The organism is Bradyrhizobium sp. AZCC 2176 (assembly GCF_036924645.1).
GTDB lineage: Bacteria > Pseudomonadota > Alphaproteobacteria > Rhizobiales > Xanthobacteraceae > Bradyrhizobium.
The window spans coordinates 4130079-4149049 of sequence record NZ_JAZHRX010000001.1 but is presented as its reverse complement, the minus strand read 5'-3'; the positions used below and the strand labels follow the sequence as shown (position 1 = coordinate 4149049).

Here is an 18971-nt window from a genome sequence, read left to right as displayed (position 1 = left end):
GGGCCAAGCCCGGCCATGACGGCTTCTCTCTCACTCTCAATCATCACGTCAACGCTCGTGCTTCGGCCGCAACCGCTACCGGCGCGACCCATTTCCGAAACAGATCGAAATCGATATTGCCGCCTGACAGGATCAGGCCGACGCGCTTGCCGGCGAGCTTCGTCTTCTCCTGCAGCGCGGCGGCGAGCGCAGCCGCGCCCGCGCCTTCGGCAAGATTGTGCGTGTCGGTCCAGTAAGCGCGCACCGCCACGGCGACCTCGTCGTCCGTGACCTGCAGGATGCGCGCGGCGCCCTTGCGGATGACCGCAAGCGCCTCCGCGATGGGAACGCGGGTGGCCATGCCGTCGGCCAGCGTGTTGCTGGACTCAGTAGTCACGACCGTGCCGGCCGCAAACGACAGCGCGTAGGACGGCGCTTCGGTCGACTGCACGCCGACGATCTCGGTTTTGCGCCCGAGCAGATCGCGCGCCATGATGCAGCCGCAGATGCCAGAACCCTGCCCGATCGGCACATAGAGCACGTCGAGATCTGGCGTCGCGCGCAGCAATTCGAGCGCGTAGGTCGCGACGCCGAGCACGAGGTCGGGATGAAACGACGGCACCATGTGGAGGCCATCGAACTGGGCGCGGCGCTGGGCTTCTTCGGCTGCCGCCTGAAAGTCCGCACCATGCTCGACCAGCTCGGCGCCGAACGCCCGCATGGCGCGGTTCTTCTCGACCGAATTGCCTGACGGCACATAAATGACGGCACGAACGCCGTGGCGGCCGGCTGCGAAAGCAAGGCTCTGCCCGTGATTACCGCGGGTGGCGGAAATGATTCCGGGTGTGTTCGGCGATTCCCGCTTCAGGCGATCGAGATAGACCAGCCCGCCACGCACCTTGAAGGCGCCGATCGGCGTGTGGTTCTCATGCTTGACAACAACATCAGCGCCGAGCCGGTCGCTGAGCAGCGGCCACGCATGCGCCGCCGTCGGCGGCACCGCCTGCCCCACGATCTCGTGCGCGCGTTCGAGCTCCCTGAGATCAAACATGTGAATGCATCACCTCACACTAGCGCCTTGCCGCCGGCAAACGCCGCGGCGGTGGCTTCGTCGGTTGCTTCCACCGGCAGCAGCATTTCGTTGTGCGCCTTGCCGGACGGAATCATCGGGAAGCAGTTTTCCAGCGCGGCGACGCGGCAATCGAACAGCACCGGGCGCTTGACCTTGATCATCTCCTTCAGCGCGCCGTCGAGATCGCCGGGCTTGATCGCCTGCAGGCCGACGCAGCCGAAGGCGTCCGCCAGCTTGACGAAATCTGGCAGCGCTTCGGAGTAGGAATGCGACAGCCGGTTGCCATGCAGAAGCTGCTGCCACTGCCGCACCATGCCCATGTACTGGTTGTTCAGGATGAAGATCTTGATCGGCAGTTCAAACTGAACCGCCGTCGACATCTCCTGCATCGTCATCTGCACCGAGGCATCGCCGGCGATGTCGATCACGAGGCTGTCGCGATGCGCGACCTGCACGCCGAGCGCGGCCGGCAGGCCGTAACCCATGGTGCCGAGGCCGCCTGACGTCATCCAGCGGTTCGGCTCCTCAAACCCGAAGAACTGCGCCGCCCACATCTGGTGCTGGCCGACTTCGGTCGTGATGTAGGTATCGTGCCCGCGCGTCGCCTCGAACAGCTTCTGGATGGCGTGCTGCGGCAGGATGACGTCATTGCTCTTCTTGTAGGCGAGCGAATTGCGCGCGCGCCAGGTGGCGATCTCCTGCCACCAGCTCTTGATGTCGGGCTTTTTCGCTTCCGCCTTGAATACCTGCAGCAGGTCGCCGAGCACGTTCGCAGCGTCGCCGATGATCGGCACGTCGACATGGATGTTCTTGTTGATCGAAGACGGATCGATATCGATGTGGATCTTCTTCGAGCCCGGCGAGAACGCATCGACACGGCCGGTGATGCGGTCGTCGAAGCGCGCGCCGACGCACAGCATGACGTCGCAACCATGCATCGTCATGTTGGCCTCGTAGGTGCCGTGCATGCCCAGCATGCCCAGCCAGTTCTTCCCCGTGGCCGGATAGGCGCCGAGGCCCATCAGGGTCGAGGTGATCGGGAATCCCGTGACCTCGACCAGCTCACGCAACAGTTTTGACGCCTCGGGTCCGGCATTGATGACGCCGCCGCCGGAATAGATCACCGGGCGCTTGGCCGAAGCCAGCAGCGCCACGGCTTTCCGGATCTGCGTCGCATCGCCCTTCACGCGCGGCGTGTAGGAAACGTGCACGTCGTCCTTGCGCGGCGGATGATAGGTGCCGACCGCGAACTGCACGTCCTTGGGGACGTCGACCAGCACGGGTCCGGGGCGGCCGGTGGTCGCGACATAGAACGCCTCGTGCAGCACCTTGGCGAGATCGTTGACGTCGCGCACCAGCCAGTTGTGCTTGGTACAGGGACGGGTGATGCCGACGGTGTCGCATTCCTGGAATGCGTCATTGCCGATCAGATGCGTCGGCACCTGCCCGGTGATGCAGACCAGCGGAATCGAATCCATCAGCGCATCCGTCAGCGGCGTCACCATGTTGGTGGCGCCGGGGCCCGACGTCACCAGCACCACGCCCGGCTTGCCGGTCGAGCGCGCATAACCCTCCGCCGCGTGGCCAGCGCCCTGCTCGTGGCGCACCAGGATGTGCTCGACCTCGCTCTGCTGGAAAATCTCGTCATAGATCGGAAGCACCGCACCGCCGGGATAGCCGAAGATGTGCTGGACACCATGATCGACGAGCGCGCGCACGATCATCGCGGCACCGGTCATCTGATTGGGGTCGTGGCTCTTGTCGGTCATGGTCTGCTCCGGATGCGCTGTTGCCAGCGGCTTGCTTCGGTTTTGAGTTCCAGAGTGGATGACGTTTCTTCGAAGCGTCATCCCGCTCTGTCTTTTTGTTTGAGCATGATCTTTTCGGAAAACCGGCTCCCACTTTTCCGGATCATGCTCTAGGGAATAAAAAAAGGGCCCGAGAGGCCCCATGCACACCGCCTGAATTTGGATGGCCTTCAGCCACCCCCGGCGGTGCGCGTGGGTACGACTACGATAAGGAGTTTGGTAATAATATTACGCATTCGGCGGCTCGGACTTCCCAAAGGTTGCGCGGGTTATACCGTCCGGCCCCCGAAAGTCAAGGGAAGGACGCCTTTAGCGCGATTTGGCAAGTGTAACCGTGTTCCGACGGTTCGGCGAGGGGGAATTTTCGGTTCCAGCCACCCACCGCCTCGCCGCGTCCGGCGTCAGCCACTCAAATTCCGGCAATTGATGCCGGAACCAGGTGAACTGCCGTTTGGCGTAATGGCGGGTGTCGGCGCGGCCGATTTCGGCGGCCTCTTCGCGCGTGATCTCTCCGGCGAGATAGCGGATCAACGCCGGCACGCCATGGGCCTTCATGGCCGGCAGCAGGGGATCGAGTTTTCGCGCGGCCAGCGCGGCGACTTCCTCCAGCGCGCCGGCATCCAGCATCGCGCCGAACCGCGCATCGATCCGCGCGTAGAGTTGCTCGCGTTCGGGCGCCAGAAACAGTGCACCGAATTCACCCGGTGGCAGCAGCGGCGGCAGGCCTTCGCGATGCCAGTCGGGCAGCGTACGGCCGGTGGCTTCGACGACCTCCAGCGCGCGGGCAACGCGGGTGCGGTCGCGCGGCTTCAGCCGTTCGGCGGACACCGGATCGCGCCGCGCCAGTTCGGCATGCAGCGCCTCGACGCCCTCGCGGTCCAGCCGGGCGCGAACGGCGTCGCGTATCTCGGGTGGAATCGGCGGCACCGCGGAAAGGCCGCGCGTCAACGCCTTGAAGTACAGGCCGGAGCCGCCGATGAAGATCGGCAGGCGTTGTTCCGCCCGCGCCTCCGCCAATACCTTTGCGGCGTCCGCCACCCAGGCGCCGGCCGAAAAATTCACCGCGGCGTCAACATGGCCATAAAGCCGGTGCGGCGCGCTGGCCTCCTCCTCCGCCGACGGCCGCGCCGTGATGATGCGGAGATCGCGATAGACCTGCATGGAGTCGGTATTGATGACGATTCCGCCGGCCTTTTGCGCCAGTTCGAGCGCCAGGGCCGACTTGCCGCTGGCGGTCGGCCCTGCGATAAGCACGGCCTTGCTCAAATCTAGCTGATACGCCTGCATGTCCCTTGTCGCCACCCTCATCTGCAACCCGGCCAATCCGGCGCTCGACACCACCATCGTCGACGGCGCGCTGGCCGTTCTTCCCTCGCCGGGCACGGCGCAATGGCTGTTCGACGAGGTCGCGGTCGACATTCGCTTCGACCAACAGGTCAAGAGCCCTGATGACATCAAGGCGATCGAAACCCGCCTGCAACAGGCGCGCGGCGACTTGCCGATCGACATTGTCGTGCAGCCAGTCGCGGCCAGGCGCAAGAAGCTTTTTCTGGCGGACATGGATTCTACCATGATCGGTCAGGAATGCATCGACGAGCTGGCCGATTTCGCCGGGCTGAAGGCACATGTCGCAGCCATCACGGAGCGGGCAATGCGCGGCGAGATCGAATTCGAGCCGGCGCTGCGCGAGCGCGTTGCGCTCTTGAAGGATCTGCCGGCCGGCGTGGTCGACGAGGTGCTGGCAAAGCGCATCACCCCGACGCCGGGAGGCCGGGAGCTGGTCATGACCATGCGCGCCAACGGCGCTTATACCTGCCTGATCTCGGGCGGCTTCACGCTGTTCACCAACGCGGTCGCCGCGAAAATCGGCTTCCAGGAGAACCGCGCCAACGAGCTGAAGGTTCGCGACGGCAAGTTCACCGGCGAAGTGGCCGAGCCGATCCTCGGCCGCGCCGCCAAGCTGGCCACGCTGATCGAGCTTCGCGAATCCTTCGACCTCGACGAAATCGACACGCTGGTGGCCGGCGACGGCGCCAACGATCTCGGCATGGTCCAGGCGGCCGGCCTCGGCGTCGCCTATCACGCCAAGCCGGCGGTTGCGGCTGCCGCCGCCGCGCGGATCGACTACGGCGACCTCACCGCGCTGTTGTACGCGCAGGGCTATCGGCGCGAGGAGTTTGTGGAGGGATAATATTCTGCGTCGTCCCTGCGAACGCAGCGACCCATACCGCGTTGTCCTATCGGCAAAAGCAGATGGCTGACGTCTTCCAAAACAATTGCCGCCGCGGCGTATGGGTCCCTGCTTTCGCATGCTTTCGCAGGGACGACATCGTCATCTGGAGCAGCCAGCACAGCCACGTCGATCTTGACGTCCTACTGCACGCCCAGCGCGACGAAGCGCAATTCGCCCTCGCCGTTCGACACCAGCAGCAGCACCGACTTCTTGCCGTCCTTCTTGAGCTGATCGACGCGCTTCTTGATGTCGGCCGCGTTGGCGACGGCTTCCTGCGCCACCTCGACGATGACGTCGCCGGCGGAGAGCCGCTTTTCAGCGGCGTCGGAGTTGCCATCGACACCGGTGACGATCACGCCCTTGACGCTGTCCTTGATCTTGTACTTGGTGCGCAGGTCCTTGCTCAGCGCGGCGAGATCGAGGCCGAGCGCCTTTTGCGTCACCGGCTTTTCGACGGGGTCTTCCTTGCTCTTGACGGCGGCCTGCTGCACCTTTTCGGTATCCTCGAGGCGGCCGAGCGTGACCTTGCGGCTTTCCTCTTTGCCCTTGCGGATGATGACCACGTCGACTTCCTTGCCGACCGCGGTATCGGCGACGACGCGCGAGAGATCCTTCGGATCCTTGACGTCCTTGCCGTCGAACTTGACGACGACGTCGCCGGGCTCGATGCCGGCGGGCTTGGCCGGCCCCTTGTCGTCGACGCCGGCCACCAGCGCGCCGCGGGCAGGCTTGATGTTGAGGCTTTCGCCGATCTCGTCGGTGACCTGCTGGATCCGCACGCCGAGCCAGCCGCGGCGCAGTTCGCCGAACTGCCGGAGCTGATCGACCACGCCGGCCACTGTCTTCGACGGCACCGCAAAGCCGAGGCCGATCGAACCACCGGTCGGCGAGATGATCAGCGTGTTGACGCCGACCACCTCGCCTTCGAGGTTGAACAGCGGTCCGCCGGAATTGCCGCGGTTGATGGAGGCATCGGTCTGGATGTAGTTGTCGTACGGTCCCTGGCTGATGTCGCGGTTGCGCGCCGACACGATGCCGGCCGTAACCGAGCCGCCGAGGCTGAACGGGTTGCCGATCGCGATCACCCATTCGCCGAGCCGCAGCTTGTCCGAATCGCCGAACTTGACGGCGACCAGCGGCTTCACCGGCTTGAACTTCAGAACCGCAATGTCGGTCTTCTTGTCGACGCCGACCAGCTCGGCCTTGATCTTGGTGCCGTCGTTCATGATCACGTTGATCTCGTCGGCATCCGCGATGACGTGGTTGTTGGTGACGACGACGCCTGATGCATCGATGATGAAACCGGAACCGAGCGAGTTGGTCTTGCGCGGCGGCTGCATCTCGCCCCGCTCGCCGCCCTTGGGCGCACCGCCACGGCGGTTCTTGAAGAAGTCGTCGAAGAATTCCTCGAACGGCGAGCCCGGCGGCAATTGCGGCATCGCCTCCTTGCCGCCCGCCCTTGGCCTCCACGCTTTGCGAGGTCGAGATATTGACGACAGAATCAATCACCTTCTCGGCGATGTCGGCGATGCCGTCCGGCCCGCGCGCGCCGGCCGGCACCGGGGCCAGCAAGCTGGCGGCGCTGAGCGAGATCGCAATCCCCATCAGGCACAGGCGGCGGCTCAAGGCGGGTCCGGTCATGTCGGCTTGTCTCCAAAGAGAGAAATTTGGTCCACAGTGCGCCCGAACGGGTCCGAGGCGCAAGCATCTGCACCTGATATTCGGGCGAAAAACCGGCCCCGGGCGGCTCACGATTGCGTTGACGCCACAGCTACTTGCACCCGCTTATTGCGGTTATTCCGGGGCGCATTCGAAGGTGAAAGCCTACCGCCGCACGAACCAGATCAGGAGCAGACCCACAACCGCCGAGACGATGCCGACGATCCGCAGGATATTGTCCGGCGTTGCCAGCGCGCTCTTCATCGCCCGGCGCATCCAGGCCGGGCTGGCGGCGAACATCAGACCTTCGAGCACAAACAGGATGCCCACACCGATGAGGAAGTCGGCAAACGCTATGGACCTCATCGGATGGCAACCCCCCGCTATTTGAGCGCTCTTTTGCTTTTATGCCGGCGAAGAGGGTCCCCGCTTCGCCGTAACGCGTGTAATCCCGGCCGGGCGTTTAAGGCTTCTACGGCTTCGGTGTCGCAGCCGCCGGCGGATGGCCGGACGGATTGGCAAAGAAGCGGAAGAACTCGGAGTCGGGCCGCAGCAGGAAGCGGGTGTCGTTGGAGCGGAGCCCGGTTTCATAAGCCGACATCGAACGGTAGAAGGCGAAGAACTCCGGATCCCTGCCATAGGCCTCGGCGAACAGGCGGTTGCGTTCGGCGTCGCCCACGCCGCGCGTCTGCTCGGCGGTCGAATTGGCCTCCGCAACGATGACGGTCGCCTCGCGATCGGCCTTGGAGCGGATCTCCTGCGACTTCTGGCCGCCCTGGGCGCGGAACTCCGCCGCTTCGCGCTGTCGTTCGGTCTGCATGCGCTGATAGACCGCCTGGCTGTTGGCCTCCGGCAGATCGGCGCGGCGGATACGCACGTCGACCACCTGAATACCGTACTGATCGGCCTCCCGGTCGAGATGGTCGCGGATGCGCGTCATCAGGCTCTCGCGTTCGTCGCGCACCACATTGATGAAGGCGACTTCGCCCAGCACGCGGCGCAGCGCCGCGTTCAACAGCGTGGTGAGCTGGATGTTGGCCGCCTGGATCGAACCGATGCTCTGATAAAAGCGCAGCGGGTTCTTGATCCGGTAGCGCGCGAAGGCATCGACGACGAGCCGCTTCTGGTCGGAAGCGATAACTTCCTGCGACGGGTTTTCCAGATCGAGGATGCGCTTGTCGATGCTGATGACGGTGTCGATGAACGGCGCCTTGAAGTTCAGGCCCGGCACGGAGATGACGTCGACCGGCCGGCCAAGCCGGACCACGAGCGCCTGTTCGGTCTGCTGCACCGTGAAGATCGAGCTGTAGCCCACGATCACCACGATGAATAGCAGGACCAGGGTGACAATACCTGCAACCGGAGACCTCATCGCGCGCCTCCGCTCTGCTGCTGACCTGCCGTCGGCGGCGGGCGCCGCGGCGTCAACTCACTGAGCGGCAGATACGGCACGATGCTCTGTGCCGAGTTGCCGCCGTCATAGACCAGCTTTTCGGACCCGCCGAGAATCCGCTCCATCGTCTCCAGGTAAATTCGCTGCCGCGTCACGTCGGGCGCCTTCTTGTATTCATCGTAGACCTTCTGGAAGCGCGAGCTCTGGCCCTTGGCCTCGGCGACCGCCTGTTCCTTGTAACCTTCGGCGACCTGCAGGATCTGCGCGGCGCGACCACGCGCGTCGGGCACGACGCGGTTGGCATAGGTCTGCGCCTCGTTCTGCAGCCGTTCGAAGTCGGCGCGCGCGGCCTGCACGTCGCGGAACGCGTCGATCACCTGCGCCGGCGGATCGACCTTCTGCATCTGCACCTGCGTGATCTGGACGCCTGAGCCGTAATTATCCAGCGTCTTCTGCATCAGCTCATGCACGGCCTGCTCGGTCAGGTTGCGGGCGCCGGTAAGAATTGGCTGGATCTGCGAACGCCCGATTACCTCGCGCATCGCGCTTTCGGCCACCGCCTTCACCGTGCCTTCGGGATTCTGGATGTTGAAGAGGAAATCGCCGACGCCGTTCGGCTTGATCCGCCACAGCACCGTGAAGTCGACGTCGACTATGTTTTCGTCGCCGGTCAGCATCAGGCTTTCTTCCGGCACGTCGCGCATGGTGCGGCCGCGCCGCGCCGGATCGTCGATCAGCGTCATGCCGACCGAGATCGTGGACACGCGCAGCGCCTTCGCGAGCTGCACGGTTTCGATCGGATAGGGCAGATGATAGTTCAGGCCGGGATCCACCGTGCGCACGTGCTTGCCGAAGCGCAGCACGGCGCCGAGCTCTTCCGACTGCACGCGGAAGAATCCGGACAATCCCCAGATCGCCAGCGCGCCGACCAGCACCAGCGCGATGCCCATGCCGCTGAAATGGCCGCCCGGCAGAAGCTGCTGCAGCTTGTCCTGGCCGCGTCGCAGAAGGTCCTCCAGGTCAGGTGGCCTTGGCCCGACCGATTGCGGACCGCCGCCCCATGGTCCCTTGGGGCCCTGGCCCCATGGGCCTCCGCCTTGATTCTTCCACGGCATATAAACTCTCCTCTGCGGGGGACCCGGGTCCGCCTGTTGGGCAGGATGCCTTAAGCCTCGCATATCCGCCCGGCTTTATAGGGGACCGCTAGGTCCCTTACAACGCAAGCTTACTGCTCGAAGCAGCTATGCCTGACGCCACAATTGTCAATGCGAACATTGGTTAGCGAGGTTAACGCTGCCTGCGCCGACGAAATGTCACATAGGAGAAGTCGGCGCTGTCGCGGGGACCGGCCGGATTCCGCACGCGCGCCACCTCTTCCCAGGCGGTTGGATCGACGGGTGGGAAACGCGTGTCGCCGTCGGGCCGGGCGTGCACCTCGGTAATCTCGAGGCGATCGGCGCCCTCCATCCATTGGGCATAGATTTCCGCGCCGCCGATCACGGCGATCTCAGTGGCGAAACGCCGCAGCGCATCACCGGTGGCGATCGCCTTCGCATCGGTGAAAGAATGGGTGACCACCACGCCATCGGCGCGAAAGCTCAGGTCGCGGGTGACGACGATGTTGGTCCGTCCGGGAAGCGGCCGGCCGATCGAGGCGAAGGTTCTGCGCCCCATCACCACGGGCTTTCCAATGGTCAGCGCCTTGAAGCGCGCCATGTCGGATTTCAGCCGCCACGGAATGGCGCCACCTGCCCCGATGACGGCGTTCTCCGCGACCGCAACGATGAGAACGATTTCCATTATTGCGTCCCTTGCGCAAGCGTCGTCAGCGCCGGACCGCCGACCCGGCAAATCGTCCACTCGTCCATCAGTTCCGCGCCGAGCGATTTGTAGAACTCGATCGACGGCGTGTTCCAGTCGAGCACCGACCATTGCAAACGCGACCAGCCGTTTGCCACGCATTCCCTGGCGAGATGCACCAGGAGCGCCTTGCCGATGCCCTTGCCGCGCAACGCAGGTCGAACGAACAGATCTTCCAGATAGATCCCGGAGCGGCCGCTGAAGGTCGAGAAGTTGACGAACCAAACCGCGAAGCCGGCAGGGCTTCCGTCCCATTCGGCAATCTCGCAGAACAATCGTGGATTGGCGCCGAACAGAGCTGCGTCGATATCGGCCTCCGTCGCCTCCATTTCGTGCAGCAGCTTTTCGTATTCGGCGAGCTCGCGCACGAAGGACAGGACAAGTCCAGCTTCGCCCGGCCGCGCGCGGCGGATCGTAAGGGACATCAGATGCTCACACCGCTGCTCATACGGCCACTTCGGCCTTGATGTGCGGGTGCGGATCGTAACCTTCGAGCGCAAAATCCTCGTAACGGAACGCGAAGATATCCTTCACGTCCGGATTGATCTTCATGACCGGCAATTGACGCGTCGGCCGTGTCAGTTGCAGCCGCGCCTGTTCGAGGTGGTTGGAATACAGATGCGCGTCGCCGAGCGAGTGCACGAAATCGCCAGGCTTCAATCCCGTCACCTGCGCGACCATCATGGTCAATAACGAATAGGAAGCGATGTTGAAGGGCACGCCGAGGAACACGTCGGCGGAACGCTGATAGAGCTGACAGGACAGCTTGCCGTTCGCGACATAGAACTGAAACAGGCAGTGACAGGGCGGCAGCGCCATCTTGTCGACGTCGGCCGGATTCCAGGCGCTGACGATCAGCCGCCGCGAATCCGGGTTGCGCCTGATCATGTCGATAACGTTGGAAATCTGGTCGATGCTGCGCCCATCCGGCGCCGGCCAGGAGCGCCATTGCGATCCGTAGACCGGGCCCAGATCGCCGTTGGCGTCGGCCCATTCATCCCAGATCGAAACGCCATTGTCCTTGAGATATTTGATGTTGGTGTCGCCGGCGAGAAACCACAACAACTCGTGCACGATCGCCTTGAGCGGCAACCGCTTGGTGGTCAGCATCGGAAACCCGGCCGACAGGTTGAACCGCATCTGGTGACCGAAGATCGACAGCGTGCCGGTGCCGGTGCGGTCGCACTTCTCCGCGCCGTCAGAGAGGATCCGTTCGAGCAGGTCGTGGTACTGGTTCATGGCTGGTGCTTCAGGCCTTTATCAGAACGGCGAATTTAGCGGCCGGGACATCCGATCGACACGCCGATTCGGCTTCGCACACCGATTATACCCGGAAAAATGACCATCCCCTGCGCAAACGACAAGGGGCGGAACCTGCGTCCCGCCCCTCGCCTATCCGCCTGATTATGTGGATCAATTCACCGGCTTGAGCACCGGTGTCCACTTCACGATTTCGTTCTTCACCAGGGTTCCCAACGCGGCCGGGGTGCGATCCGCGGCAGCCGGGATGACACTGCCGAGATCGAGCAGGCGCTTGCGCACGCCCTCATCATCGAGCGCCTTGACCACCGCGGCGTTCAGCTTGGCGACGACGTCCGGTGGCGTTCCCTTGGGCGCGAAGATCGCGTTCCATGCCTGGGCCTGGAAGGCCGGCAGGCCAGCCTCGGTCGTGGTGGGAACATTGGGCAAGGACGGATTGCGCTCGGGCGTCGCCACGGCATAGGCCTTGATGGTGCCGCCGTTGATCTGCGGCACGGCGTTGACGATCTGGTCGCACATGTAATCGACCTGTCCGGCCACCAGCGCGTTCATCGCAGGTCCCGTGCCGTTGAAGGGAACGCCGATCGGCTTGACGCCGAGGACCGAGTTCAGCAGCTCGCACGATACATTCGAGACCGAGCCGACCCCGGCATGCGCCGCGTTGACCTTGGTTTCATTCGCTTTGACGTAGGCGATGAATTCGTTGAGGTCCTTTGGCGCCAGATCCTTGCGCGCCAGGATCAGGATCGGCGTGCCGGCGAGCAGTCCGACCGGCTCGAAATCCTTCTCCGGATGATAGGCCAGCTTGGGGTAAAGCGGCACCGAGGCCGCATGCGTGCCCATATGCCCGGTGATCAGCGTATAGCCGTCATTGGCGGCGCGCGACGCGCGGGCGGTGGCGGTGGTGCCGCCGGCACCGACCACGTTCTCGATGATGATGGTCTGACCGAGGGTCTGCGCCATATGGCCGGTGACGATGCGCGCGATGACATCGGTCGGACCGCCTGCCGCGAACGGCACGATCATGGTGATGCTGCGCGTCGGATAGGCCTGCGCCAGCGCCTGCGTCGTCATCAACGCAAGTCCGGCAAGCGCCGCGAGGCAACCGCTCGCAAGCGAGCGTCCATACCAGTTCATGTTGAAATCCTTCAGCCCTTAAACAAATGCCGGCTCTCCCAAGCCGGCATTTGCTCTTTAGCATTTCACCCGGGGTCGAACAGACCTCGGCCTGCGGCGCACCGCCGCAGGTTAGTTCCAGGTCAATTCTCCGACTCGACGAACACCTCGTCGCGCTTCTTGCGCAGCGTTGGCAGAACGGCCAGCACCAGCAGGGCAGCGGCAATCGCCATCAGCACCGCCGATAACGGGCGCGTCAGGAACACTGACCAGTCGCCGCGCGAGATCAGAAGCGCCCGCCGCAGGTTCTCTTCCATCAACGGCCCGAGCACCATGCCGAGCAGCAACGGCGCGGGCTCGAAATCGTGCTTGATCAGCCAGTAGCCGACTAGCCCGAACGCACCGGCAAGAATGACGTCAACCGGGGCGTTGTTCACCGAATAGATGCCGATGGAACAGAAGATCACGATGGACGGGAACATCAGGCGATACGGCACCCGCAGCAGCCGCACCCAGATGCCGACCAGCGGCAGGTTGATGACGAGCAGCATTAGGTTGCCGACCCACATCGAGGCAATCATGCCCCAGACGAGCTCCGGCTGCTTCTGCATCACCTGAGGACCGGGCACGATGCCGTGAATGGTCATCGCGCCGACCATCAGCGCCATCACCGCGTTCGGCGGAATGCCGAGCGTCAGGAGCGGGATGAACGAGGTCTGGGCAGCGGCATTGTTGGCGCTTTCGGGCGCCGCAACGCCCTGGATCGCGCCGCGGCCGAACTTCTGCGGCGTTTTCGAAATCTTCTTTTCGAGCGTGTAGGCCGCGAACGATGCGATGACGGCGCCGCCGCCCGGCAGAATGCCGAGGATCGATCCAAGCACGGTGCCGCGCCCGATCGCGGGAGCCGAATCCTTCAGATCCTTCATCGTCGGCATCAGGCCCGAGACCTTTTGCTGAACCAATTGGCGATCGCTTTCGCCGCCGGTATCGAGATTGCGGATGATCTCCGCAAAACCGAATAGCCCCATCGCCACCGTGGCGAAACCGAGACCGTCAGCCAGTTCGGGAATGTTGAAGGCCATGCGCGATGCGCCGGTTTCGATGTCGGATCCCACCATCGACAGCAGCAATCCCAACACGATCATCGCGATTGCCTTCAGCACCGAGCCCTTTGCGAGCACGACCGCGAAGATCAGGCCGAGCACCATCAGCGAGAAATATTCGGCGGGTCCGAATGCCAGCGCGAGCTTGGTGAGCGGCGCACCCAGCACGGCGATCAGAACGGTCGCGACGCAGCCGGCGAAGAACGATCCGATCGCAGCGATCGCCAGCGCCGGACCGGCGCGGCCTTGCTTGGCCATCTGGAAGCCATCGAGCGCGGTGACCACAGACCCGGCCTCACCGGGAATATTGACCAGGATCGACGTGGTCGAGCCGCCATACTGCGCACCGTAATAGATGCCGGCCAGCATGATCAGCGCGCCCACCGGCGGCAGGCCGAACGTGATCGGAAGCAGCATGGCCACGGTGGCGATAGTGCCGATGCCCGGCAGCACGCCCACCAGCGTGCCGACCAGCGCGCCGATCAGGCACAGCAGAATGTTGACGGGGATTGGAATGGAGGTCCCGCCAAGAAAGGCCGGCGTCCACTGCACGAGGTTGAAAACGACGCCGAAGCCGAGGCCAAGGTTTGAGAAAATATCACCCATCACGCCCTCACCGGATCATGAACGTCGGCAGGAGCTGCAAAGGCAGGCCGAGCGCATAAGGAAACAAAAGGGCGCAGAACGCCGTCAGGCAGGCGCCGACGATCAGCATTTCCGTCCACCGTGTCTCCGATGTTCCGCATGCCGAGATGACGAAGCTTGTCATGGCCGCGAAGATCATTCCCATCGGACGGATCGTGAAGGCAAACGACAGGATCGCCAGCGACACAAACAGAGGACCCCGCCAGTGGTATTTCGCGAGGTGCGCGCCTTCGGTCAAAACACCGACAGCGGTGACGGCAGCGCCCAGGCCCAGCAGCAGAAATCCGAACATCCGGGGCGCCGTGCCGGCGCCGAACGAAAATCCGCGCATGCCCTGCAGGTCGCTGGACGCCCAAAGGGCGAACAGCGCGATACCCATCAGCGCAAGGCCGCCGATAAAATCCTGCGGGCCGCGGACCCATTTCGGCATGATGGATTCAACCGGCGTATGGCCCGGCGTGTCGTTCATGGATACTCCTCCCCCAAAGCGGGCTTCGAGCCCGTTGCTTGGATAACCTGGATGCTTGTCCCGGAAACTGCCTAGCGAGTTTCACCAGACAACGCCAGCAAAACCAAAAACGCTTCCGAGCCGGATGGCAAATGAAGTCTCAAAGCCTCAGATCGCAACTTTTTCGATTGGCGCACCGCAGCACCCTCGAACAGATGGCAGATCCGCACCATGACCCGCATGTTTGCGTGGTCAAAATTCATGCAGCCCGGGACACCACCGCAAACGTCCATTTCGGGAATGGTCGATTCCGTGGCGAAACCGCAACTGAGCGACATCAAACCGAAAGTCCGGGCCCGCGTTCCCTACCCGTTCAGCGCCTTCGCCCCCTGTTTTTCTCCAAACTTGCACCCTATATTGGGGGTGCCGGTTCGCCGGCTATGGAAATAAATGACCGTCGCAATAAACCATTCGGACCCGGGGGCAGTACCCGGCGCCTCCACCCAAGCCCACGCCTTCGAGGCGGGTTTCGGCGGGGGCGAACCAGGATCGACGAGGGCGTAAAGGGCGAGTTTTTTCCCGGTATGGTTCCGCCGTTATCGGGCTATGCAATAGTTGCAAACGACAACTATGCTCCGGTTGCTCAGGCTGCGTAACGCAGTTTGAAAGACCAAGTCTAAAGTCCTAGTGGGTTAAGCTCCGCTAGGCGGGGTTCGGAGGCACCTGGCAACAGAAGCCTCCACTTTATTCTCTTCATTTCCGGCCGACGGTGCCATTCTGCCGCAAATTCGCTCCGTCGCGGCTGCTGACCTGCGGCTCCCATCGGGGTAGCATAGAGGCAAGGGGCGAGTCGGGCGACCGGCGGCCATCCAACGTAACAGGACGACCATGGCGACCGATCATATCCGTTATGACGTGCTGGCGCGCGACGCGCTGCGCGGGGTGCTGCGCCGCGTGCTGACCGACGCCGCCGAACACGGCCTGCCCGGCGAGCATCATTTCTTCATCACGTTCCTGTCCACCGCCGATGGCGTGAAGCTGTCGCCGCGGCTTCTGGCGCAATACCCGGAAGAGATGACGATCATCCTGCAGCATCAGTTCTGGGATCTGGTGGTGACGGAGGATCGTTTCGAGGTCGGCCTGTCGTTCGGCGGCATCCCCGAGCGGCTGGTGGTTCCGTTCGCGGCGATCAAGAGTTTTCTCGATCCTTCGGTGCAGTTCGGACTGCAGTTCGAGCCGTCGGAAACCGCGACAGAGGCATCCGCAGCGAAGCTGCCGGCCGTTCCGGCTCAATCTGCCCTGCCCGTCACCGCGCCTGAGCCGGCCGAGGAAAGCAAGGATGAGCCGGCGAAGACGGGCGAAGGTGCGGAAGTGGTTCGGCTGGATCGTTTCCGCAAGAAATAATCCAAGCGCGGGAATATCGGCTACGCTGTAATGTACACGTTCCGCCATTTCACGGCGCAACGGACATGACGCATGGCTCGATCAGAAACTTCTGGAAACAAATCCACCCGCAGCGAGACCGACAGCTTCGGTCCGATCGACGTTGCCGCCGACCGCTATTGGGGCGCGCAGACCGAGCGTTCGCGGCAGAATTTCAAGATCGGTCAGGACCGCATGCCGATCGCGATCATCCATGCGCTCGGCATCGTCAAGCTCGCCTCCGCACAAGCCAACCGCGAGCTCGGACTGCTCGATGCGCGGCGCGCCGGCGCCATCATCCGCGCCGCACGCGAGGTGATCGAAGGCAAGCTCGACGATCACTTTCCCCTGGTCGTCTGGCAGACCGGCTCCGGCACCCAGACCAACATGAACCTCAACGAGGTGATCGCCAACCGCGCCAACCAGATGCTCGGTGGCGAACTCGGCGCCAAGAAACCGGTCCATCCCAACGACCACGTCAACATGAGTCAGTCGTCGAACGATTCATTTCCGACGGCGATGCACATCGCCGCTGCGGGGCGCATCATCGCCGACCTGATTCCGGCCTTGAGCGAACTGCATCGCGAACTGCGCAAGAAGGAAAAGGCATTCGCAAAGATCGTCAAGATCGGGCGAACCCACACCCAGGACGCCACGCCATTGACGCTGGGGCAGGAATTTTCAGGCTACGCCGCGCAGCTCGAAAGCGGGATCGCGCGGCTGCGAAGCGCGGTGAAAGAGCTGTTTCCGCTGGCGCAGGGCGGAACTGCCGTCGGCACCGGCCTCAACTCAAAACCGAGATTTGCAAAGCTGTTCGCCAGGCACGTCGCGAAAATCACAAAACTGCCCTTCAGCAGCGCGCCCAACAAATTCGAGGCGCTGGCTTCCAACGACGCCTATGTCATGGTGCATGGCGCGATCAATTCAGTGGCGACCGGCCTGTTCAAGATCGCCAATGACATTCGCTTGCTGGGCTCGGGCCCGCGTTCCGGTCTCGGCGAATTGATCCTGCCGGAAAACGAGCCGGGTTCGTCGATCATGCCGGGCAAGGTCAACCCGACCCAGTGCGAAGCGATGACCATGGTCTGCTGTCAGGTGTTCGGTAACCAGACAACAGTCACCGTTGCCGGCAGCCAGGGACATTTCGAATTGAATGTTTACAAACCCGTATTGGCATATTGTATGATGAATTCCATCCAACTGCTGTCCGACGCGGCGCGTTCGTTCACCGAACATTGCGTGGTGGGCATACGCGCCGACGAAAAGCGAATTCGCGAATTGATGGAGCGCTCGCTGATGCTGGTCACCGCGCTGGCTCCCAGGATTGGATACGACAACGCGGCAAAGGTCGCCAAATCGGCGCACGCGCGCGGAACAACATTGAAGGAAGAGGCTGTGCGCCTCGGTTTTGTGAACGCCGCTGAATTCGAACGACTGGTGCAGCCGGACAAAATGACACACCCGGGCTGATCGCCGGCTGCCCCCGGGAAACTACGGGGTGAGAGATATAAATTATGGATCATGCCTAGAGAATGAGGTTGATCATCTATCGCGATTGCGTCGACGCATGGTAGGAGCAGGAATTATTCGGTTTTCGCAGGGCGAAATTTATTTTTTGATGTTATCACAGAGGACCACACGGGGATTCTGAATGACCACCGAGTTTGCTGGCGCGTTGCCCGAAGACCTTTGCATAAGTCATCAATTATCATGCCTTCGAGTCGCCGGATGATGGAGGCGAACATGGCAGACGTGATCAATCTGAAGCGATTCAAGAAGCGCAGCGAGAAGGAACAATCGGCAAAGCAGGCCGATGCCAATCGTGCGCGGTTCGGCCGGACCAAGGCCGAACGCGCGCTCGATGAACGTCGTAAGGATCGCGCCGGCGATCTTTTGGACCAGCACAAGCTCAATGATGGAGACGCGTCATGAAGTCTCCCGTCGTCAAGCGCTCCATCGTGGTTGCCGGCCACAAGACTAGTGTCAGCCTCGAAGAGGCTTTCTGGAACGGCATGAAGGAAATCTCGGGCCTGCGGAACATGACGCTGTCTGAGCTGGTCGGCGAGATCGACAGCAATCGCCAGCAGGGCAATCTGTCCTCGGCAATCCGTCTCTTCGTGCTCGACTACTTCCGCACTCGCGCCATGCCGGCCGCCGCGCCGGACGCGCCGCGGCCGCAAGCGTAAGGCGCCTTCCCGTTCAGGCGAACGCGCCGCAAAGCGCGCCCGCCTTGTCAGATCGCAACCTCAATAAACCAGTCCGGTGCCGGGCGGCTTTTCGAGCGCCGCGGCCAACGAGCGATACTCCTCGCAGCCCGTGCCGCAAATCGCCGCGATGCGGCTCAGATGATACGACGCCTGGTCGCGATTGCCCTGCTCGATCTGCCACAGGCCGTAATACTGCCAGGTCAGCACGTGGTTTGGATCTGCCTTCAGCGCGCGCTCGTACCAGGCTTGCGACAGCTTGTAATCGCCGAGCTTGCGATAGGAATAGCCGATCAGATTGGCGACGCCGGCGTTGTCATCGCGGCCGAGCGCCTTTAGCTGCCCGATGGCGGCGGCATAATCGTTGCGCTCATAGATCGTCGCATGCGCGGCACGGTATCCCTGCCGGAACGCCGCATCGTCGGCGCTCGACTGTTTGGTGGGCTTCTTCTTGGATTTGGAGCTCGACCTGGGAGCGGGTCTGGTGTCCGGCGGCGGCGGGTTGGCCGAAGGTGGATCACCGCCGCCGCCCGCTGCAAAGGCCGGAACGAATGGCGGCGAAGCGATCAAAGCCACTGAAAACAGTGCCAGCATTGCGAGCTTGATTGCTGATTTCATCATGCGAATCTCCGGCTTTCCTGCGTGAGCGAATCCATGGTCCAGCCGCAGCTACAGACCCCGCCGGGCAACAAGTATTCCCGCGGGACCGGCGCAAACGTTGTGCCTTGCGGCAGGCTGGACGAATGACGGCAATGCGTATCTAATTGAT

The 18971-nt window shown here is 63.0% G+C and carries 19 protein-coding genes, 1 other RNA gene and 1 pseudogene; 6 read left to right on the top strand and 15 right to left on the bottom strand.

Going from position 1 to position 18971, the window contains the following annotated elements; translation table 11 throughout:
- Nucleotides 1-43: 43 nt before the first annotated feature.
- The 3 genes from V1288_RS19580 to miaA form a co-directional block, all read right to left on the bottom strand.
- Entirely contained in the window at nt 44-1030 is a 987-nt protein-coding gene (locus V1288_RS19580) for a threonine dehydratase (protein WP_334358591.1), read from the bottom strand.
- Nucleotides 1031-1044: 14 nt separating this feature from the next.
- Nucleotides 1045-2820, bottom strand: coding sequence for an acetolactate synthase 3 large subunit (locus V1288_RS19575; RefSeq protein WP_334358590.1), 1776 nt, complete (start codon nt 2818-2820; stop codon nt 1045-1047).
- Between the two features lie 348 nt (nt 2821-3168).
- Nucleotides 3169-4146, bottom strand: a complete 978-nt coding sequence (miaA, locus tag V1288_RS19570; RefSeq protein ID WP_334358589.1) for a tRNA (adenosine(37)-N6)-dimethylallyltransferase MiaA — start codon at nt 4144-4146, stop codon at nt 3169-3171.
- On the opposite strand from miaA, the gene serB reads away from it, so the two are divergent.
- Entirely contained in the window at nt 4145-5050 is a 906-nt protein-coding gene (serB, locus tag V1288_RS19565; protein WP_334358588.1) for a phosphoserine phosphatase SerB, read from the top strand. The genes miaA and serB overlap by 2 nt on opposite strands.
- 182 nt (nt 5051-5232) lie before the next feature.
- Here the strand turns inward: serB and V1288_RS19560 are convergent.
- The 11 genes and pseudogenes from V1288_RS19560 to V1288_RS19510 form a co-directional block, all read right to left on the bottom strand.
- Nucleotides 5233-6697 (bottom strand): annotated as a pseudogene (locus tag V1288_RS19560) (Do family serine endopeptidase).
- Between the two features lie 219 nt (nt 6698-6916).
- Nucleotides 6917-7117, bottom strand: coding sequence for a DUF2065 domain-containing protein (locus V1288_RS19555; protein WP_028350308.1), 201 nt, complete (start codon nt 7115-7117; stop codon nt 6917-6919).
- Between the two features lie 106 nt (nt 7118-7223).
- On the bottom strand, nt 7224-8123 hold the full coding sequence (gene hflC, locus V1288_RS19550; protein WP_334358587.1) for a protease modulator HflC: 900 nt from the start codon (nt 8121-8123) through the stop codon (nt 7224-7226).
- On the bottom strand, nt 8120-9259 hold the full coding sequence (gene hflK / locus V1288_RS19545; protein WP_334358586.1) for an FtsH protease activity modulator HflK: 1140 nt from the start codon (nt 9257-9259) through the stop codon (nt 8120-8122). The genes hflC and hflK overlap by 4 nt, the downstream gene beginning before the upstream one ends.
- 172 nt (nt 9260-9431) lie before the next feature.
- Entirely contained in the window at nt 9432-9944 is a 513-nt protein-coding gene (locus V1288_RS19540; RefSeq protein ID WP_334358585.1) for a dihydrofolate reductase, read from the bottom strand.
- Nucleotides 9944-10429, bottom strand: a complete 486-nt coding sequence (locus V1288_RS19535) for a GNAT family N-acetyltransferase (protein WP_334358584.1) — start codon at nt 10427-10429, stop codon at nt 9944-9946. The genes V1288_RS19540 and V1288_RS19535 overlap by 1 nt, the downstream gene beginning before the upstream one ends.
- A gap of 19 nt (nt 10430-10448) precedes the next feature.
- A complete protein-coding gene (locus V1288_RS19530; protein ID WP_334358583.1) occupies nt 10449-11243 on the bottom strand; it encodes a thymidylate synthase in 795 nt (264 codons plus the stop codon).
- 174 nt (nt 11244-11417) lie between these two features.
- Entirely contained in the window at nt 11418-12401 is a 984-nt protein-coding gene (locus V1288_RS19525) for a tripartite tricarboxylate transporter substrate binding protein BugD (protein ID WP_334358582.1), read from the bottom strand.
- A gap of 122 nt (nt 12402-12523) precedes the next feature.
- Nucleotides 12524-14089 carry a tripartite tricarboxylate transporter permease gene (locus V1288_RS19520; RefSeq protein WP_334358581.1) on the bottom strand — a complete coding sequence of 522 codons (1566 nt, stop codon included), beginning with the start codon at nt 14087-14089 and terminating at the stop codon, nt 12524-12526.
- A 7-nt stretch (nt 14090-14096) separates the two neighbouring features.
- Nucleotides 14097-14597 (bottom strand): tripartite tricarboxylate transporter TctB family protein, encoded by a 501-nt coding sequence (locus V1288_RS19515; RefSeq protein WP_334358580.1) that lies wholly within the window; start codon nt 14595-14597, stop codon nt 14097-14099.
- 71 nt (nt 14598-14668) lie between these two features.
- On the bottom strand, nt 14669-14917 hold the full coding sequence (locus V1288_RS19510) for a hypothetical protein (RefSeq protein ID WP_334358579.1): 249 nt from the start codon (nt 14915-14917) through the stop codon (nt 14669-14671).
- A 45-nt stretch (nt 14918-14962) separates the two neighbouring features.
- Here V1288_RS19510 and ssrA point away from each other — a divergent pair.
- From ssrA to V1288_RS19485, 5 genes are all read left to right on the top strand, one after another.
- Nucleotides 14963-15320: a transfer-messenger RNA gene (ssrA, locus tag V1288_RS19505) on the top strand.
- Nucleotides 15321-15464: 144 nt separating this feature from the next.
- Nucleotides 15465-15980 (top strand): SspB family protein, encoded by a 516-nt coding sequence (locus tag V1288_RS19500; RefSeq protein ID WP_334358578.1) that lies wholly within the window; start codon nt 15465-15467, stop codon nt 15978-15980.
- 72 nt (nt 15981-16052) lie between these two features.
- Complete coding sequence (fumC, locus tag V1288_RS19495; RefSeq protein WP_334358577.1) at nt 16053-17468, top strand: class II fumarate hydratase; 1416 nt, start codon at nt 16053-16055, stop codon at nt 17466-17468.
- A 273-nt stretch (nt 17469-17741) separates the two neighbouring features.
- Nucleotides 17742-17930 (top strand): DUF4169 family protein, encoded by a 189-nt coding sequence (locus V1288_RS19490; protein ID WP_334358576.1) that lies wholly within the window; start codon nt 17742-17744, stop codon nt 17928-17930.
- The gene (locus tag V1288_RS19485) at nt 17927-18184 is read left to right on the top strand and encodes a ribbon-helix-helix domain-containing protein (protein ID WP_028350320.1); all 258 of its coding nucleotides are present in this window, start codon (nt 17927-17929) and stop codon (nt 18182-18184) included. The genes V1288_RS19490 and V1288_RS19485 overlap by 4 nt, the downstream gene beginning before the upstream one ends.
- Before the next feature lie 60 nt (nt 18185-18244).
- Here V1288_RS19485 and V1288_RS19480 read toward each other — a convergent pair whose 3' ends face one another.
- Nucleotides 18245-18823, bottom strand: coding sequence for a tetratricopeptide repeat protein (locus V1288_RS19480; protein ID WP_334358575.1), 579 nt, complete (start codon nt 18821-18823; stop codon nt 18245-18247).
- Nucleotides 18824-18971: the final 148 nt, after the last annotated feature.

What these genes read in the sequence shown, in the direction of transcription:
- serB (WP_334358588.1), top strand. Translation starts at nt 4,145, where the DNA reads ATGTCCCTTGTCGCCACCCTCATCTGCAACCCGGCCAATCCGGCGCTC.
- miaA (WP_334358589.1), bottom strand. Translation starts at nt 4,146, where the DNA reads ATGCAGGCGTATCAGCTAGATTTGAGCAAGGCCGTGCTTATCGCAGGG.
- V1288_RS19500 (WP_334358578.1), top strand. Translation starts at nt 15,465, where the DNA reads ATGGCGACCGATCATATCCGTTATGACGTGCTGGCGCGCGACGCGCTG.
- V1288_RS19575 (WP_334358590.1), bottom strand. Translation starts at nt 2,820, where the DNA reads ATGACCGACAAGAGCCACGACCCCAATCAGATGACCGGTGCCGCGATG.
- V1288_RS19480 (WP_334358575.1), bottom strand. Translation starts at nt 18,823, where the DNA reads ATGATGAAATCAGCAATCAAGCTCGCAATGCTGGCACTGTTTTCAGTG.
- V1288_RS19530 (WP_334358583.1), bottom strand. Translation starts at nt 11,243, where the DNA reads ATGAACCAGTACCACGACCTGCTCGAACGGATCCTCTCTGACGGCGCG.
- V1288_RS19525 (WP_334358582.1), bottom strand. Translation starts at nt 12,401, where the DNA reads ATGAACTGGTATGGACGCTCGCTTGCGAGCGGTTGCCTCGCGGCGCTT.
- V1288_RS19515 (WP_334358580.1), bottom strand. Translation starts at nt 14,597, where the DNA reads ATGAACGACACGCCGGGCCATACGCCGGTTGAATCCATCATGCCGAAA.
- hflK (WP_334358586.1), bottom strand. Translation starts at nt 9,259, where the DNA reads ATGCCGTGGAAGAATCAAGGCGGAGGCCCATGGGGCCAGGGCCCCAAG.
- V1288_RS19485 (WP_028350320.1), top strand. Translation starts at nt 17,927, where the DNA reads ATGAAGTCTCCCGTCGTCAAGCGCTCCATCGTGGTTGCCGGCCACAAG.
- V1288_RS19535 (WP_334358584.1), bottom strand. Translation starts at nt 10,429, where the DNA reads ATGTCCCTTACGATCCGCCGCGCGCGGCCGGGCGAAGCTGGACTTGTC.
- V1288_RS19490 (WP_334358576.1), top strand. Translation starts at nt 17,742, where the DNA reads ATGGCAGACGTGATCAATCTGAAGCGATTCAAGAAGCGCAGCGAGAAG.
- V1288_RS19580 (WP_334358591.1), bottom strand. Translation starts at nt 1,030, where the DNA reads ATGTTTGATCTCAGGGAGCTCGAACGCGCGCACGAGATCGTGGGGCAG.
- V1288_RS19540 (WP_334358585.1), bottom strand. Translation starts at nt 9,944, where the DNA reads ATGGAAATCGTTCTCATCGTTGCGGTCGCGGAGAACGCCGTCATCGGG.
- hflC (WP_334358587.1), bottom strand. Translation starts at nt 8,123, where the DNA reads ATGAGGTCTCCGGTTGCAGGTATTGTCACCCTGGTCCTGCTATTCATC.
- fumC (WP_334358577.1), top strand. Translation starts at nt 16,053, where the DNA reads ATGGCTCGATCAGAAACTTCTGGAAACAAATCCACCCGCAGCGAGACC.
- V1288_RS19520 (WP_334358581.1), bottom strand. Translation starts at nt 14,089, where the DNA reads ATGGGTGATATTTTCTCAAACCTTGGCCTCGGCTTCGGCGTCGTTTTC.
- V1288_RS19555 (WP_028350308.1), bottom strand. Translation starts at nt 7,117, where the DNA reads ATGAGGTCCATAGCGTTTGCCGACTTCCTCATCGGTGTGGGCATCCTG.